The organism is Microbacterium sp. NC79 (genome assembly GCF_019061125.1).
Lineage (GTDB): Bacteria > Actinomycetota > Actinomycetes > Actinomycetales > Microbacteriaceae > Microbacterium.
In genome coordinates this window covers 1,275,545-1,290,222 of sequence record NZ_JAHQYI010000001.1, presented here as the reverse complement: position 1 = coordinate 1,290,222, position 14,678 = coordinate 1,275,545, and the positions used below count along the sequence as shown (strand labels likewise).

Genomic DNA, 14,678 nt, shown 5'->3' with positions numbered 1-14,678 from the left:
GAAAACCTAGTGACCTGCTCCGTGCGCGTCGCCACCGTGGCGAGCAGCGTACTGTTCTGCCTTCGGTGCGTGACGGTTTGAGACGTTGCGGTAGGAAGCGACGACGAGCGCCAGCAGTCCGAAAATGCCGATCGCGATGATGAAGGCCGGGAAGGTCTGCATCATGACGGCGAGCGGGTCGTGGCCGCCTTCTGCGGCGGTCGTGAGGATCGCGGATGCGATGGTCATTGATAACTCCGATCAGGTGATCTCTGAGAGGTTATTCTCAGTCTAGTTCGTTATGCGCGAACCTGTCCCGCGCCGCGCGCGAGCCACTTCGTGCTGGTCAGCTCGCTGAGCCCCATGGGGCCACGAGCGTGAAGTTTCTGGGTTGAAATTCCGACCTCGGCTCCGAAGCCGAACTCGCCACCATCGGTGAAACGAGTTGACGCGTTCACCATGACAACGGCCGAATCGACTTCCGCGAGGAAGCGCTCGGAGTTGTGCAGGTCGGTCGTGATGATCGATTCGGTGTGACCGGTCGAGTACTGACGGATGTGCGCAAGCGCTTCATCAAGCGAGTCAACAACCTTCATCGCGAGGTCGAGGCTGAGGTATTCGGTGCCCCAATCCTCCGCGGTGGCAGGCACAACGTCTGCGGCCAGGTTCCGCACGCGATCATCGCCGTGCACCGTCACGCCATTGCTCTGCAGTGCCGTGACCACCGTGGGAATCAGGCGCTCCGCTGCCGCTTGATGAACAAGCACGGTCTCGACGGCGTTGCACACACTCGGACGCTGGGTCTTCGCGTTTGCCACGATGTCGCGCGCCCAGTCCAGCGGCGCCGACTCGTCGAGCACAATGTGCACGTTGCCAGCCCCCGTCTCGATAACCGGAACCGTCGATTCCGTAACGACGGTTTCGATCAGCGAAGCGGAACCACGGGGCACGAGAACGTCGACGTAGCCGCGCCCCTTCATCAGGGCACGAGCACCCTCACGGCCAAAGTCATCGACGGAACCAATCGCGTCGGCCGTCACTCCAGCCGATGCGAGTGCCTCACGCATGATGGCGACGAGCACGGTGTTGCTGTCGCGCGCGGCGGAACCACCGCGCAACAGCACAGCGTTGCCTGAGCGCAGTGCGAGGGAAGCAATGTCAACGGTCACATTCGGACGCGCCTCATAAATGGCACCAACGACGCCAAACGGCACGCGCACCTGCTCGAGGGCGACGCCGTTAGGCAAACGGTGCCCGCCAACAATCTGGCCGACGGGATCGGGCAGCTTCGCGACATCGCGAACGGCGGCTGCGAGGTTCGCAATGCGCCCCTCGTCGAGACGGAGACGATCAAGAAGGCCATCGCCGATACCATCGGCCACGCCCCTGTCGAGATCGTTCTTGTTCGCGGCAACGATACGCGCGCTCGACGACTCCAACGCATCAGCGATGGCGTTCAATACCGTCGTCTTTTGGCCACTCGTCAGGCGAGCAACCTCACGGGAGGCATCCTTGGCGGCAACCAGGCGCTGTACCAGCTCCTGCGGGAAGTTTTCGGTCACGCCTCAACCATATCGATTGCGCCAGTGAGTGGCGTGCTCTCAACATCCGCTGGCGCGAACCACGTACCAACGGCCTCGCCCTTGAGCGCGGCGGCAACGTTGTCAGCGCTCGTCACGAGCACCCCGATGCCGGACGCCGCCGCCAACCGGGCTGCCGATACTTTCGTGGCCGCACCACCGGTTCCGACCGTGTTGACGACCGCGGAACCAAACTGCAGTTGCGACAGATCGTCCGTCGGCAGGATGGTGTCGATGGGCTCAGCACCCTCCTCCTGCGGCGGCTTCGTGTAGAGCGACTCGATATCGCTCAGCAGAATGAGCGCGTCCGCACCAATCAATCGCGCAACGAGGGCCGCAAGACGATCGTTGTCACCGAACCGAATCTCGTGCGTTGCCACCGTGTCGTTCTCGTTGACGATCGGCATAATGCGCAGGCTCAGCAGGCGTTCCATCGCGCGGCGTGCGTTGGACCGCGGCGTCGGATTCTCCAGGTCATGAGCGGTGAGAAGAACCTGCCCGGCCACGATGTGGAACGGGCGCAGTGCTTCCTGGTAGCGGAAGACCAAGACGTTCTGGCCGACGGCAGCAGCTGCCTGCTGAGTCGCCAGATCTGAAGGACGGCTCTCCAGGTTCAGGTAGGGCATGCCGGTGGCGATAGCACCGGAAGAAACCAGCGTGACCTCAATGCCTGCGCGGTGAGCGTCGGCAAGCGCATGCACGAGCATGGGGATGCGCCACGACTCTTCACCAGAGATCGAAGACGAACCGACCTTAACGACAACGCGACGTACTGTGGCGATGTCTGCTCGCGTCTGTGCGGTCATTCGGTTTCGTCCTCCTCACGTGCCAAGCGTCGCTCCTCTTCCAGAGCACGCTCGAACGTACGCGCGTCCATCGTCTTCTTGTACTGCTCACGGCGCTGCGACGTCGTGCGGCGTGTGTTCGGGTCGACACGGGGGTCGGAACCACGCGGCGAGACCATGACCTCGGCTGCGGATGAGATCGAGGGATCCCAGTCAAAGACGATGCCATCGCCTTCGCCAATGATCACGGTTGCACCTGGCACCGCACCTGCACGGAACAGCGCGTTATCGATGCCCAGCTTGTCGAGGCGCTCGGCAAGGTAGCCCACGGCCTCGTCGTTCTGGAAGTCGGTCTGCATGACCCAGCGCTCGGGCTTCTCGCCGATGATGCGGTAGAAGTTGCCGTAGCTACCACCGTCGATACGAACGTGGAAATCGCCTTGGCCCTTGGCTCGGGGCCGCAATACGACACGCTGCGGAGTCGGCTCTTCAGCGACAGATGCGCGGTGCGCTCCGACCAGCTCGGCGATCGCGAAGGACAGTTCGCGCAAACCCGTGTGGGCAATCGTCGAGATCTCGAAGACGCGGAATCCGCGCTCTTCCAGATCGCCGCGCACAAACTCCGCAAGCTCCTTGGCGTCGGGGACGTCAACCTTGTTCAGGGCAATCAGCTGTGGGCGCTCGAGCAGCGGCACCTGTCCGTCTGGCACCGGGTAGGCCTCGAGCTCGGCGAGGATGATGTCGAGGTCGCTGAGCGGGTCGCGGCCCGGGTCGAGCGTGGCGCAGTCGAGAACGTGGACGAGCACGGAGCACCGCTCAACGTGACGTAGAAACTCGAGACCGAGTCCGCGGCCCTCGCTGGCACCTTCGATGAGGCCGGGAACATCGGCCACGGTGTAGCGCGACTCGCCTGCCTGCACGACGCCCAGGTTCGGGTGCAGCGTCGTGAAGGGGTAATCAGCAATCTTGGGCCGTGCTGCAGACAGTGCGGCGATCAGGCTTGACTTTCCTGCACTCGGGTAGCCAACGAGTGCCACATCAGCAACCGTCTTGAGCTCGAGAACGACGTCGCCGTCCCAGCCAGGGGTTCCGAGGAGCGCAAAGCCAGGCGCCTTGCGCTTCTGCGTCGCAAGCGCCGCGTTGCCGAGACCGCCCTGGCCGCCGGGGGCAGCGATAAATCGCATTCCGGGCTCAACCAGGTCAACGAGAACTTCGCCCGAGGGGTCTTTGACAACCGTGCCGACAGGAACGAGAAGCTCGAGGCTCTCCCCTGCGGCGCCGGAACGGTGGTCGCCCATTCCGAATCCGCCGTTTCCAGCGTTGCGGTGTGGGCCGTGGTGATACGAAAGCAGTGTGGTGGTCTGCGGGTCAGCGACCAAGACGATCTCACCGCCGTCACCACCGTTGCCGCCATCAGGGCCTGCGAGCGGCTTGAACTTTTCCCGGCGAACGGAGACGCAGCCGTTACCGCCCTTGCCCGCGCGCAGGTGCAGCGTTACTTGGTCGACAAACGAAACCATTATTTCCTCCGGGTAAATGGAAAGGGACGAGCCGAAGCCCGCCCCTGTCCTGAAGCTTGAGTGTTACTCAGCGACGATATTGACGACCTTGCGGCCGCCCTTCGTGCCGAACTCGACAGCGCCCGCTGCAAGAGCGAAGAGCGTGTCATCGCCACCACGGCCGACGTTTGCGCCGGGGTGGAAGTGCGTGCCGCGCTGACGGACGAGGATCTCGCCTGCGTTGACAGTCTGGCCGCCGAAACGCTTCACGCCGAGGCGCTGTGCGTTGGAGTCACGACCGTTACGGGTGGAGCTTGCGCCCTTTTTGTGTGCCATCTCGTGTTTCTCCTTGGCTTACTTGATGCCGGTGACCTTGACGCGAGTCAGGTCCTGACGGTGACCCTGGCGCTTCTTGTAGCCGGTCTTGTTCTTGTACTTCTGGATGACGATCTTCGGGCCACGGAGGTTGCCAAGAACCTCAGCGGTGACCTTAACCTTCGCGAGCTTGTCCGCGTCGGTCGTTACGGCTTCGCCGTCAACGAGCAGGACAGCGGGCAGTTCGATCTTCTCACCCTGAGCTGCCTTGAGACGGTCGAGCTGCACGATGGTGCCAACTTCCACCTTCTCCTGACGTCCGCCGGCGCGCACAACTGCGTAAACCACTTCACACCTTGTTTCGTTAGGGAGCTGAATTGCTCCGAAATGTCGTAAAAGACTCTGCTTGCATCACCCGAAAATCAGGCCCTCACAAGGAGGTGGTGCGGCTGCAAGTCTTTCGACGCCGCCTGGGCGGACGACGCGGTATGCGCACCAAGGGTCTACTTTACCTGATACATGCCCCACCCAGCAAAACCAGGGTGGCGTGTCGCAGGCGACTCCCAGCGGCACCCACACGGGAACCACCGCAACGCCGGTAGACGAATGCTCGATCTCACAGTGTGAGACCTAACATCTAACAGTGAGCATACTCGTCGATACGCCCCGTTGGCCTGCACACGGCCGGTTATGGGCACATTTGATCAGTGATGACAATCTGGACGAGCTCCACGAGTTCGCCGCGCGTCACAGAATTCCCCGACGAGGGTTCGATTTTGACCATTACGACATTCCGGAAGAAATTTGGCAGCAGCTCATCGATGACGGCGCGTCGCTTGTCGACAGTCATGAGCTGACTCGCCGTCTCATCGCCTCCGGCTTGCGTGTGACGATGCGCGAACGACGCGGCCGCTGAGGAGAAACACAGAACCGCCCACCGGCTTCGAAGGCCGATGGGCGGTTCTGTGTGTGGAACGGATTACTCCGCTACAGATTCGGGCGCGGCGTCAATGACCGGGGTCGTGGACACCGGTGTGCCTGTAAGTGCTGCCGTCGTCACGCGACGCGACCGGGAACGGCCCTGTCCTGGTGCCTTTGGTTCAGGCAATGCGTCAAGCACCGACTCGAGAAGCTGCTCCTTCTCCGACTTCGTGCGCGTGTCACGCTGGGTGTCAGCGGCCGGCTTCTTCTTGCGCGGTTTCTTCGCACGCTCGACGGGAGCATCCGTCTGAGTGTCATTGGCCGGTTCCGTGGCGCTCGGTACCTTCGTCGAGGCAGCAATCTGCGCCAGGGCTGTCTTAGCACCCTCAGGAATGATGTGGGTGCCGGTCACGGGCGCGGCCGACGAGCTTGCCGCTGCAGGAGAGCTGGCGGCACCGGGGTTGCCGCCAGCGTTCTGGTTGGCGTTGTTATTCCCGCGCTGACGACGGTTCTGGTTCGAGTTGCTGCCACTCGACGAGTTGGAGCGGTGCTTCACGACCGGGTCGTGGTGCACGACCACGCCGCGGCCAGCACATACCTCGCACGGCTCGCTGAAGGTCTCCAGCAGGCCGAGGCCGAGCTTCTTTCGCGTCATCTGCACGAGGCCGAGCGAGGTAACCTCGGCGACCTGGTGCTTCGTACGGTCGCGGCTCAAGCATTCAACGAGACGGCGCAAGACGAGATCACGGTTGGTCTCGAGAACCATATCGATGAAGTCGATGACGATGATGCCACCGATGTCGCGCAGTCGAAGCTGGCGAACGATTTCTTCTGCGGCCTCAAGGTTGTTCTTGGTGACGGTTTCTTCGAGGTTTCCGCCCGAGCCGACAAACTTGCCGGTGTTAACGTCAACGACCGTCATCGCTTCGGTGCGGTCGATCACAAGCGAACCGCCGGAAGGCAACCACACCTTACGATCAAGAGCCTTTTCGATCTGCTCCGTGATGCGGAACGAGTCGAACGGGTCTGCGTCGCCGTCGTAGCGTTCCACACGCTCCAGCAGGTCAGGAGCGACGCCTGCAAGGTAGTTTTCGATCGTGCGCTGCGCTTCATCGCCCTGAATGATCATCTTCGTGAAGTCTTCGTTGAAGACGTCACGAACAATCTTGACGAGCAGGTCAGGCTCGGAGTGCAACAGCTGCGGGGCCTGGCCCGATTCGGAAACCTTCGCGATGTGCTCCCACTGCGCGGTGAGTCGCTGCACGTCAACGGTCAGCTGCTCTTCGGTTGCTCCCTCAGCAGCGGTACGCACGATGACGCCGCTCGACTCCGGGAGAACCTCCTTGAGAATGCGCTTCAGGCGTGCACGCTCCGTGTCAGGAAGCTTGCGAGAGATGCCGTTCATGGCGCCACCGGGCACGTACACCAGGTAGCGGCCAGGCAATGAGATCTGGCTCGTCAGACGAGCACCCTTGTGACCGACCGGGTCTTTCGTGACCTGCACGAGAACCTTGTCGCCGGTCTTCAGGGCAAGTTCGATGCGACGTGGCTGGTTGCCGGTCTCAACCGAGTCCCAGTCCACCTCGCCGGAGTACAGCACGGCGTTTCGGCCGCGGCCGATGTCAACGAATGCGGCTTCCATCGACGGCAACACGTTCTGCACGCGACCGATGTAGACGTTACCGATCAGCGATGCATCTTGGTTGCGGGCAACGTAGTGCTCAACAAGCACGTTGTCTTCCAGAACAGCGATCTGAATGCGACCCGACTTCGAGCGCACGATCATCTGACGGTCAACGGCCTCACGACGTGCGAGGAACTCGGCTTCTGTCACAACAGTGCGACGGCGACCGGCCTCGCGACCATCCCGGCGGCGCTGCTTCTTCGCCTCAAGACGGGTCGAGCCCTTAATGCGCTGCGGTTCGGTGATCACTTCAACGGCACGCTGACGACGAGCAGGCGGCGTCACCTGTGCCTCTTCGACGTCACTCGAACCGCCACGGCGGCGGCGACGACGCGAGTTCGACGATTCTTCGTCGTGGTGCGGAGTCGGCAACGCGGGCAACACGACGAACTCAGGAGCATAAAAGTGCAATGCCGTCGACACCTGCGACACGAACGTCTCAGGCAACAATCCCAGCGATACCGCGGTTACGGGTTCCGGTTTAGCGGGTGCTGCAGGCTCTTCAGGCGTCTGAGCAGCCTCGGACGCGTCGGCGTTCTTCTCCCCCGCGGCGTCTCCCGCGGTTCCGTCGGCCGGCGCGTCATCAGCCGCGGCCTCAACGGTCGTCTTGTCGGCCGGAGCATCGGCGGGCATCTGTTCAGCGGGAGCGTCGGCGGTCGGAGCGGGAGCCTCGGCTGCGTTCTCCTCGGCCCGTGAATCTGTGGGTGCCTGTTCAGCCAGCGAGTCGTCGAGCGTGCCGTCAGCGGGAGTTGCTACGCCCCCGGCTTGGGCATCGTCAGCTGATGGTTCCGGAACCACGGTCGAGACACCAGCATCAGCAGGGCTCTCGGGAGTGTTGGTTACCTTGGCAGCAGCATCGTCGGCAATCTCCGGCAACGGCGGCATCGGCGGCACGACAATGTCGGCGGCAGGTGCTTCGGCGGTCGGCGTGTCGGCGGCAGGTGCTTCGGCGGTCGGCGTGTCGGCGGCAGGTGCTGCCTCGCCAGACGTCTCGTCTACGACCGTGCCTGCACCTTCAGGAGCCGTGGTCGGCTCGAGAGGTGCATCGTCGTTGTGGGTAGCGTGGTCTTCATTATTCTGATCAGCCATTGCTGGCGCACTCCCTGCGGGCAACTCCGCGCGCTGCCCGGCAATTCTCTCGTGCGGCTCCGCACCTGCGGTACCGCGAACTCTATCGGCATGCGATCGGCTCTAGGCTCGGATCGCGAGGGCATCATGTGCCCCCAAAGTCTTCTTGGACCACGGTCTCGGCGCGGCCGAGATGCAGTTCTGAGTCCATTATCGCACTAACAGGGCCAGTGTGCAGTATTCGTGCGTAGTTTTCACGGCCGGGACCAATTACGCAAATGGAATACTGGTCACATGACCGAACAGCGCAACCGTCCGACCGTGTTCGCCTTGTGGCTTATCGTCGCGGGAATCATTGGGTGGTGGGCCGCGTTCCAGCTCACTTTGGAGCGCTTCCATCTGCTCCAAAACCCAGACGCCATTCTGAACTGCGACATCTCACCCCTCGTGCAGTGCAAGGCAAACCTGGAGTCTGCACAAGGTTCCGTATTCGGCTTCGCAAACCCGCTCCTCGGTCTCACCATGTGGTTTGCGCCCATCGTTGTTGGCGTCGCCATCCTGGCGGGTGCACGTTTTGCAAAGTGGTTCTGGTTCCTGTTCTGGACCGGATTCGTCTTCGCTCAGGGCTTTGTTATCTGGCTCATGACGCAGAGCATCTTTGAACTCGGCACGCTGTGCCCTTGGTGCATGGTGACGTGGGCGGTTGTCATTCCATCGTTCTGGGCTGTCACATTCCACGTCATGCGAATCGGTGTGTTCGGCGACGGTCTGAAAGACCTCGGCGACAAGCTGATGAGCTGGACTCCCCTGTTCACCGTCGTCAGCTACGTCGCCGTCGCCGTCATGGCGCAGGTGCGCCTCGACCTGCTCAACGTGTTGTTCGTTTAGTCGGCAACCCAAAGCGAAAGGCGCCGCCCCATCAGGGTGCGGCGCCTTTCGCGTCTCCTTACGAGAACCAGATACCCAGTTCACGCTGTGCCGACTCAACCGAGTCGGAGCCGTGCACGAGGTTCTGCTGAACCTTCAGTCCCCAGTCGCGACCGAAATCGCCACGGATGGTTCCGGGGGCAGCGGTGGTGGGGTCCGTGGTTCCGGCCAGCGAGCGGAAGCCCTCGATGACGCGGTTACCTGCAAGGCGGATTGCCACAGACGGTCCGGACATCATGAACTCGAGCAGCGGCTCGTAGAAGGGCTTGCCCTCGTGTTCTGCGTAGTGTTGCTCGAGCAGCGCACGGTCGGGCTCGACGAGCTTGAGGTCGACGAGTGCGTAGCCCTTTGATTCGATGCGAGCAAGGATTGCACCGGTCAGGCCGCGTGCGACACCATCGGGCTTAACGAGGACGAGTGTCTCTTCGGTTGCCATATCAGTCACCTTCTGTATGTTGAGCGGCACGGGGAGCCTGGCGGGCGATTCGTGCCGACGTGATCATCGCATACGCCCACAGGCCGCCGAATACGGCGGCCACAATGACGAACGCGAGGTTGAGGAATGCGCCCGCGAGGACGACAAGTTGGAGAATCCAGCCCAGCACGATGCCGAACTGGAAACGGCAAAGCCCGGCGGCGACGATCATGACGATGGTCATAACACCGCCAGCGACGATTCCCCACCACGGCTCAATGCCGTCGGGAGTGGCCTTCATTCCAAAGATGAAGAGGCCACCGAGGAACATGATGATCGACTCGAAGCCCAGAATCACGGCGCCAAGGCGTGCGGCAAGGGGGTAGCTCTTCTTCATGAGGTGGCACCTCCCGCAGACGGCTTCCAGTTTTGCTCTTCGGCGAGGGCAATGGCTTCGCCTGCGAGCACAACGGAACCAACAATGATGACGGCACGACGGGGCGAAAGCGCCGCCCAGTCGCGGGCAGCCTCGGCCGCATCGTCAAGCGTGGCGTGAACGGTTGCCGGAAGGTCGGCGTTTTCGACGACGTCCGCGAGGCGATCGGCGTCGGCAGCACGGTCAGACGTCGGCGCTGTCACGAACACATGCGCGGGAATCTCCCGCAGTGCGTCGACGATGCCCACCGCATCCTTGTCTTCGAGAACACCGATCACGAGACCCCACTCATCGAAGTCGAAATACTCGCGCAACGCTGTCGCGAGCGCGCGGGCACCGTGCGGGTTGTGGCCGGCATCGACGAGGACGGTCGGTTCGACCCCAATCAGTTGCAGGCGTCCCGGTGAGGTCACCTCCTGCAGGCTTTCGGCGACGATGTCTTCGGCAATGGGGTTCGTTGCGTCACCAATGAGTGACTCGACGGCGGCAATCGCGAGCGCGGCGTTGAAGCCCTGGTGAGCGCCGTAGAGGGTCAGGTATTCGTCTTGGTAGTTGCCTGCGCGTCCGCGCACGGTGATCTGTTGCCCACCCACAGCAAGGCGCTGCGAAACCAGAGCAAAGTCCGCGCCTTCAAATGCGACGGTGGCACCCTTCTCCGCGGCCACAGCACGAATCACGGCCTCGGCTTCCGGAGTCTGGCGCGCCGAGACAACAGCTGCGCCCTCCTTGATGATTCCGGCCTTGACCGTGGCAATCTCTGCAATCGTGTTGCCAAGGCGCGCAGCGTGATCAACGTCGATCGGCGTGATCACAGCCACATCGCCATCGGCGGTGTTCGTGGAATCCCATGCACCGCCCATACCTACTTCGATCACGGCGACGTCCACGGGGGCGTCTGCAAAGACCACAAAAGCGAGGATCGTCAGCAGTTCGAAGAACGTGAGTGGCGCGTCGCCAACGGCTGCCAATTCGGCGTCCACCATGTCAACGAACGGTTCGATCTCGTCCCAGGCGTCAGCCACGGCACCGTCGTTGGCTGGCTCGCCATCGACCATCATGCGCTCCGTGAACCGCACAAGGTGCGGGCTGGTGAACAGGCCGGTTCGCAGACCGTGCGCACGCAATAGGCTCTCAGCGATGCGCGCAGTCGATGTCTTGCCGTTGGTTCCGGTCAGGTGAATGACCCGGTAGGTCTTTTGTGGGTCATTCATGAGTTCGAGCACTCGGCGGGTGCGCTCGACACGCGGTTGCACCCACTGCTCCCCCTGACGAGTGAGCAGTTCGGCGTACACGCGGTCAGCGCGTTTGATGTCACTCACGCAGCATCTCCCTGCAGATTCTTGTCGATGGTCACGACGATGGCCGCCTTGTCGGAACCAAGGGCCATGGTTCCGCTACGGAACACGCCGTCGCCGGGGCTGGTCACCGTCTTCACCAGCTCGCCGATGTTCTCAGTCGGCTGCACAGCGAAACCGACGGCCAGCGTTTCTGCGGCAATCAGTTCGGCGTGCGTGGTCAGCGCATCGGCCAGCGCAGGAGCGACGTTCAGCGCGAGCACAATGCGGTCGCTGACCTCGAGGCCAGCATTCTTGCGCGCCTCCTGCACGACGCGGATGGCGTCGCGTGCGACTCCTTCGGCTTCCAGCTCAGGCGTCGTGACGGTGTCAAGCAGCACGAAACCGCCACCGGGAAGGAGCGCGATCGCTGTGCCTTCTGCGACGCCGCCGGCTTCCAGCGCGAGCTCGTACTCGCCCTCGACCAGAGCGAGGCCACCAGCGGTGACGACACCGTTAGTTTCGCTCCAGTCACCGTTCTTTGCACCCATGATGGCCTGCTGCACCTGCTTGCCGAGACGCGGCCCGGCAGCGCGAGCATTCACAACGAGGCGTTGCGTGATGCCGTACTGTGCACCGATGCCTTCAACGGCTTCGACAAGTTGCACGGTCTTGACGTTGAGTTCTTCTCGCAGAATCGACTCAAACTGTGCCAGCCCCGTGGTTCCGCTTGTCACCACCGTCAGCGACTGCAAGGGCAGACGCACGCGCAGCTTGTGCTGCTTGCGCAGCGCGTTGGCTGTCGATGAAATATCGCGCACGGCATCCATCGCGGCGCGAATGTCTTCGGCTGCCGGGAAGACGTCGGCGTCAGGGTAGTCCTGCAGGTGCACGCTGCGTCCGCCGGTGAGACCCTGCCATACCTGCTCGGAAACGAGCGGGATGAGCGGAGCGGCGACGCGGGTGAGTGTTTCGAGCACGGTGTACAGCGTGTCGAATGCCTCGCGCGACGTCGCATCGTCGGTGGTGCCAACCCAGAAGCGATCGCGTGAGCGGCGGATGTACCAGTTGGTCAACGCGTCGCTGAAGTCGCGAAGCTTTTCGGTCGCGCTTGTCGAGTCCAGACCCTCAAGATCTTCGGCAACGCCGCGCACGAGGTCACCGGTCAGGGCGAGGATGTAGCGGTCGAGCACGTCGGTTGAGTCGGTGCGCCATGATGCTTCGTAACCGCCGGTCTGCGCCGCGTTAGCGTAGGTGGCGAAGAAGTACCACGAGCTCCACAGCGGCAACATGAATTCGCGCACGCCGGCACGGATGCCCTCCTCCGTGACGACGAGGTTGCCGCCGCGCAGCACAGACGAGGACATCAGGAACCAGCGCATAGCGTCGGAACCATCACGGTCGAAGACCTCGGAGACATCCGGGTAGTTGCGCAGCGACTTGGACATCTTCTGCCCGTCGGAGCCGAGCACGATACCGTGGCAGCTCACGCCGGTGAAGGCCGGGCGGTCAAACAGCGCGGTCGACAGGATGTGCATGACATAGAACCAGCCACGCGTTTGGCCGATGTACTCGACGATGAAGTCAGCAGGCGAGTGCTCATCGAACCATTCCTGGTTCTCAAACGGGTAGTGCACCTGCGCGAACGGCATTGAGCCGGAGTCAAACCAGACGTCAAGCACGTCTTCGATGCGGCGCATCGTCGACTTCCCGGTCGGGTCATCGGGGTTCGGGCGCGTCAGCTCATCGATGTACGGGCGGTGCATGTCGACCTCGCCCTTTTCGTTGAGCGGTAGACGGCCGAAGTCGCGCTCCAGCTCCGCGAACGAACCATACGAGTCGACGCGCGGGTACTCCGGGTTGTCGCTCTTCCACACCGGAATCGGCGAACCCCAGTAGCGGTTGCGGCTGATCGACCAGTCGCGCGCGCCCTCAAGCCACTTACCGAACTGGCCGTGCTTGACGTTGTCAGGCACCCACGTGATGTCCTCGTTCAGCTCGATTGCACGGTCGCGGAAGTCGGTGACGCGCACGAACCAGCTCGAGACAGCCTTGTAGATGAGAGGGTTGCGGCAGCGCCAGCAGTGCGGGTAGCTGTGCACGTAGCTCTGCTCGCGCATCATACGACCGGCCGCACGCAGCAGGCGAATAAGCGGCGTATTCGCCTCCATCCAGAGTTCACCGGCAACGTCGGTAACGGCGGGCAAGAACTTGCCACCGTCATCGAGCGAAAGGATCGTCGGAATGCCGGCTGCATCAGCGAGCCGCTTGTCATCTTCACCGTAGGCCGGAGCCTGGTGAACGATTCCGGTACCGTCTGCCGTCGAAACATAGTCGTCGACGAGAATGCGCCAAGCGTTCTCGGTGCCGTACGTCTCGGCGTCGGCGTAGTAGTCGAAGAGGCGCTCGTAGTGCACGTCGGCGAGGTCGGAACCAACAACGGTGCGGGAGATAGCGGCGCGGGCGTCATCGGCCGATTCGTAGCCGAGGTCCTTCGCGTAGTTGCCCAGCAACGCATCGGCGATGAGGTACGTGCCGCCTTCGGAGTCGGCTGCGCCGTTTGGGCCGGCTGGAACCACGACGTAGTCGATCTCCGGGCCGACAGCGAGTGCCAGGTTGGTCGGCAGGGTCCAGGGGGTCGTCGTCCACGCGAGCACTCGCACACCAGCGAGACCCAATCGTTCCGCCTTCTCCCCTACCAGCGGGAAAGTGACGGTGACGGAGGGATCCTGACGGTCTTTGTAAACGTCATCGTCCATGCGCAGTTCGTGTGCAGACAGCGGCGTTTCATCGCGCCAGCAGTACGGCAAAACGCGGTAGCCCTCGTACGCGAGCCCCTTGTCGTACAGGGTGTTGAACGCCCACATGACCGACTCCATGTAGGAGGTGTCAAGCGTCTTGTAGCCATTATCGAAGTCGACCCAACGCGCCTGGCGGGTGACGTAGTTCTGCCACTCCTGCGTGTAGGCCAGAACCGATTCACGGGCCTTCGCGTTGAACTGCGAGATGCCCATCGACTCGATCTCGCTCTTCTCGGTGATCCCGAGCTGCTTCATCGCTTCGAGTTCGGCCGGCAGACCGTGGGTGTCCCAACCGAAGACGCGATCAACCTTCTTACCGCGCATCGTCTGGAAGCGCGGGAAGAGGTCTTTTGCATACCCGGTGAGAAGGTGGCCATAGTGCGGCAGGCCGTTGGCAAACGGCGGGCCGTCGTAGAAGACCCACTCCTCTTGGCCCTCGCGCTGCTCGATGCTGGCGCGGAACGTCTGGTCACGCTCCCAGAACTCCAGGATCGACGTTTCGATCTCAGGAAAGCGTGGGCTGGGCACAACGGCGTCGGCCGCGGGTCCGAATGAGGAACGAGGATAGGTCATGGTCTCTCGCAGGGCTTGAAGTTTGGCTCCTGCAGGGACGATCTGGCGACCGCGGTACCACCCCGCATTGCTCGCATACCCGGAGGGCAACGAACCACTCGTCTACGGCGATGACGGGCCTGCCCCGCTCGGTTCTACTGAGACTTGCGCCTGTTCTTCCGAGCACTCCCCGGTGATAGCCGGCTCACAGTGTGTTCAGCCATTCTAACGCGGAATCTTTCGGGCGGTGGGACGCGTTCGCCCGCACCCTCCTCCTGCCCTGATCCCGGCGCCCGCCCCCGTGGTTCCGAGCCGCTCCCCCTGTGCCTTTTCCTGTTCTGCACGATGAGCGTCAGTGCGGCGCTTGAAACACCGGCGTGTCGCGCGTGCACCCCCATTTCATCGTGCAGAACAGGATTTTGGGGCGACACGGCGTGAAGGG

13 protein-coding genes are annotated in these 14,678 nt (G+C 62.6%); 2 read left to right on the top strand and 11 right to left on the bottom strand.

The features are described 5' to 3' along the window. Positions 1–6: 6 nt before the first annotated feature. The 6 genes from KTJ77_RS05755 to rplU all read right to left on the bottom strand — a co-directional run bounded on the left by KTJ77_RS05755 (position 7) and on the right by rplU (position 4,506). Entirely contained in the window at positions 7–228 is a 222-nt protein-coding gene (locus KTJ77_RS05755) for a hypothetical protein (RefSeq protein WP_217337504.1), read from the bottom strand. A 50-nt stretch (positions 229–278) separates the two neighbouring features. Further along, positions 279–1,541, bottom strand: a complete 1,263-nt coding sequence (locus KTJ77_RS05750) for a glutamate-5-semialdehyde dehydrogenase (RefSeq protein WP_217337503.1) — start codon at positions 1,539–1,541, stop codon at positions 279–281. Beyond that, positions 1,538–2,365, bottom strand: coding sequence for a glutamate 5-kinase (proB, locus tag KTJ77_RS05745; RefSeq protein WP_217337502.1), 828 nt, complete (start codon positions 2,363–2,365; stop codon positions 1,538–1,540). Before proB ends, KTJ77_RS05750 begins: the two co-directional genes overlap by 4 nt. Further along, positions 2,362–3,864, bottom strand: coding sequence for a GTPase ObgE (gene obgE / locus KTJ77_RS05740; protein ID WP_217337501.1), 1,503 nt, complete (start codon positions 3,862–3,864; stop codon positions 2,362–2,364). The genes proB and obgE overlap by 4 nt, the downstream gene beginning before the upstream one ends. A 63-nt stretch (positions 3,865–3,927) precedes the next feature. Beyond that, positions 3,928–4,179, bottom strand: a complete 252-nt coding sequence (gene rpmA, locus KTJ77_RS05735) for a 50S ribosomal protein L27 (protein ID WP_147824485.1) — start codon at positions 4,177–4,179, stop codon at positions 3,928–3,930. Positions 4,180–4,197: 18 nt separating this feature from the next. After that, on the bottom strand, positions 4,198–4,506 hold the full coding sequence (rplU, locus tag KTJ77_RS05730) for a 50S ribosomal protein L21 (RefSeq protein ID WP_217337500.1): 309 nt from the start codon (positions 4,504–4,506) through the stop codon (positions 4,198–4,200). Positions 4,507–4,801: 295 nt separating this feature from the next. Here rplU and KTJ77_RS05725 point away from each other — a divergent pair, with 295 nt between their 5' ends. Then, positions 4,802–5,074 carry a DUF4031 domain-containing protein gene (locus KTJ77_RS05725; protein WP_217337499.1) on the top strand — a complete coding sequence of 91 codons (273 nt, stop codon included), beginning with the start codon at positions 4,802–4,804 and terminating at the stop codon, positions 5,072–5,074. Positions 5,075–5,137: 63 nt separating this feature from the next. Here the strand turns inward: KTJ77_RS05725 and KTJ77_RS05720 are convergent, their stop codons facing one another. Then, the gene (locus KTJ77_RS05720; protein WP_254367621.1) at positions 5,138–7,396 is read right to left on the bottom strand and encodes an Rne/Rng family ribonuclease; all 2,259 of its coding nucleotides are present in this window, start codon (positions 7,394–7,396) and stop codon (positions 5,138–5,140) included. 729 nt (positions 7,397–8,125) lie between these two features. Between KTJ77_RS05720 and KTJ77_RS05715 the strand changes: the two genes are divergently transcribed. Beyond that, positions 8,126–8,719, top strand: coding sequence for a vitamin K epoxide reductase family protein (locus KTJ77_RS05715; protein ID WP_217337498.1), 594 nt, complete (start codon positions 8,126–8,128; stop codon positions 8,717–8,719). 58 nt (positions 8,720–8,777) lie between these two features. Here the strand turns inward: KTJ77_RS05715 and ndk are convergent, their stop codons facing one another. Genes ndk through ileS form a run of 4 tightly spaced genes read right to left on the bottom strand, consistent with a single transcriptional unit; the run spans position 8,778 to position 14,257 of the window. Next, positions 8,778–9,194 carry a nucleoside-diphosphate kinase gene (gene ndk, locus KTJ77_RS05710; RefSeq protein ID WP_217337497.1) on the bottom strand — a complete coding sequence of 139 codons (417 nt, stop codon included), beginning with the start codon at positions 9,192–9,194 and terminating at the stop codon, positions 8,778–8,780. Between the two features lies 1 nt (position 9,195). Continuing rightward, a complete protein-coding gene (locus KTJ77_RS05705; protein ID WP_217337496.1) occupies positions 9,196–9,570 on the bottom strand; it encodes a DUF4233 domain-containing protein in 375 nt (124 codons plus the stop codon). Further along, a complete protein-coding gene (locus KTJ77_RS05700; RefSeq protein ID WP_217337495.1) occupies positions 9,567–10,928 on the bottom strand; it encodes a folylpolyglutamate synthase/dihydrofolate synthase family protein in 1,362 nt (453 codons plus the stop codon). Before KTJ77_RS05700 ends, KTJ77_RS05705 begins: the two co-directional genes overlap by 4 nt. Further along, entirely contained in the window at positions 10,925–14,257 is a 3,333-nt protein-coding gene (gene ileS, locus KTJ77_RS05695; protein ID WP_217337494.1) for an isoleucine--tRNA ligase, read from the bottom strand. The genes KTJ77_RS05700 and ileS overlap by 4 nt, the downstream gene beginning before the upstream one ends. Positions 14,258–14,678 lie beyond the last annotated feature (421 nt).

Coding starts and splice junctions, on each gene's coding strand:
- KTJ77_RS05755 (WP_217337504.1), bottom strand. CDS start 228: ATGACCATCGCATCCGCGATCCTCACGACCGCCGCAGAAGGCGGCCAC.
- ndk (WP_217337497.1), bottom strand. CDS start 9,194: ATGGCAACCGAAGAGACACTCGTCCTCGTTAAGCCCGATGGTGTCGCA.
- proB (WP_217337502.1), bottom strand. CDS start 2,365: ATGACCGCACAGACGCGAGCAGACATCGCCACAGTACGTCGCGTTGTC.
- obgE (WP_217337501.1), bottom strand. CDS start 3,864: ATGGTTTCGTTTGTCGACCAAGTAACGCTGCACCTGCGCGCGGGCAAG.
- rpmA (WP_147824485.1), bottom strand. CDS start 4,179: ATGGCACACAAAAAGGGCGCAAGCTCCACCCGTAACGGTCGTGACTCC.
- KTJ77_RS05705 (WP_217337496.1), bottom strand. CDS start 9,570: ATGAAGAAGAGCTACCCCCTTGCCGCACGCCTTGGCGCCGTGATTCTG.
- ileS (WP_217337494.1), bottom strand. CDS start 14,257: ATGACCTATCCTCGTTCCTCATTCGGACCCGCGGCCGACGCCGTTGTG.
- KTJ77_RS05720 (WP_254367621.1), bottom strand. CDS start 7,396: ATGCCCGCCGATGCTCCGGCCGACAAGACGACCGTTGAGGCCGCGGCT.
- KTJ77_RS05715 (WP_217337498.1), top strand. CDS start 8,126: ATGACCGAACAGCGCAACCGTCCGACCGTGTTCGCCTTGTGGCTTATC.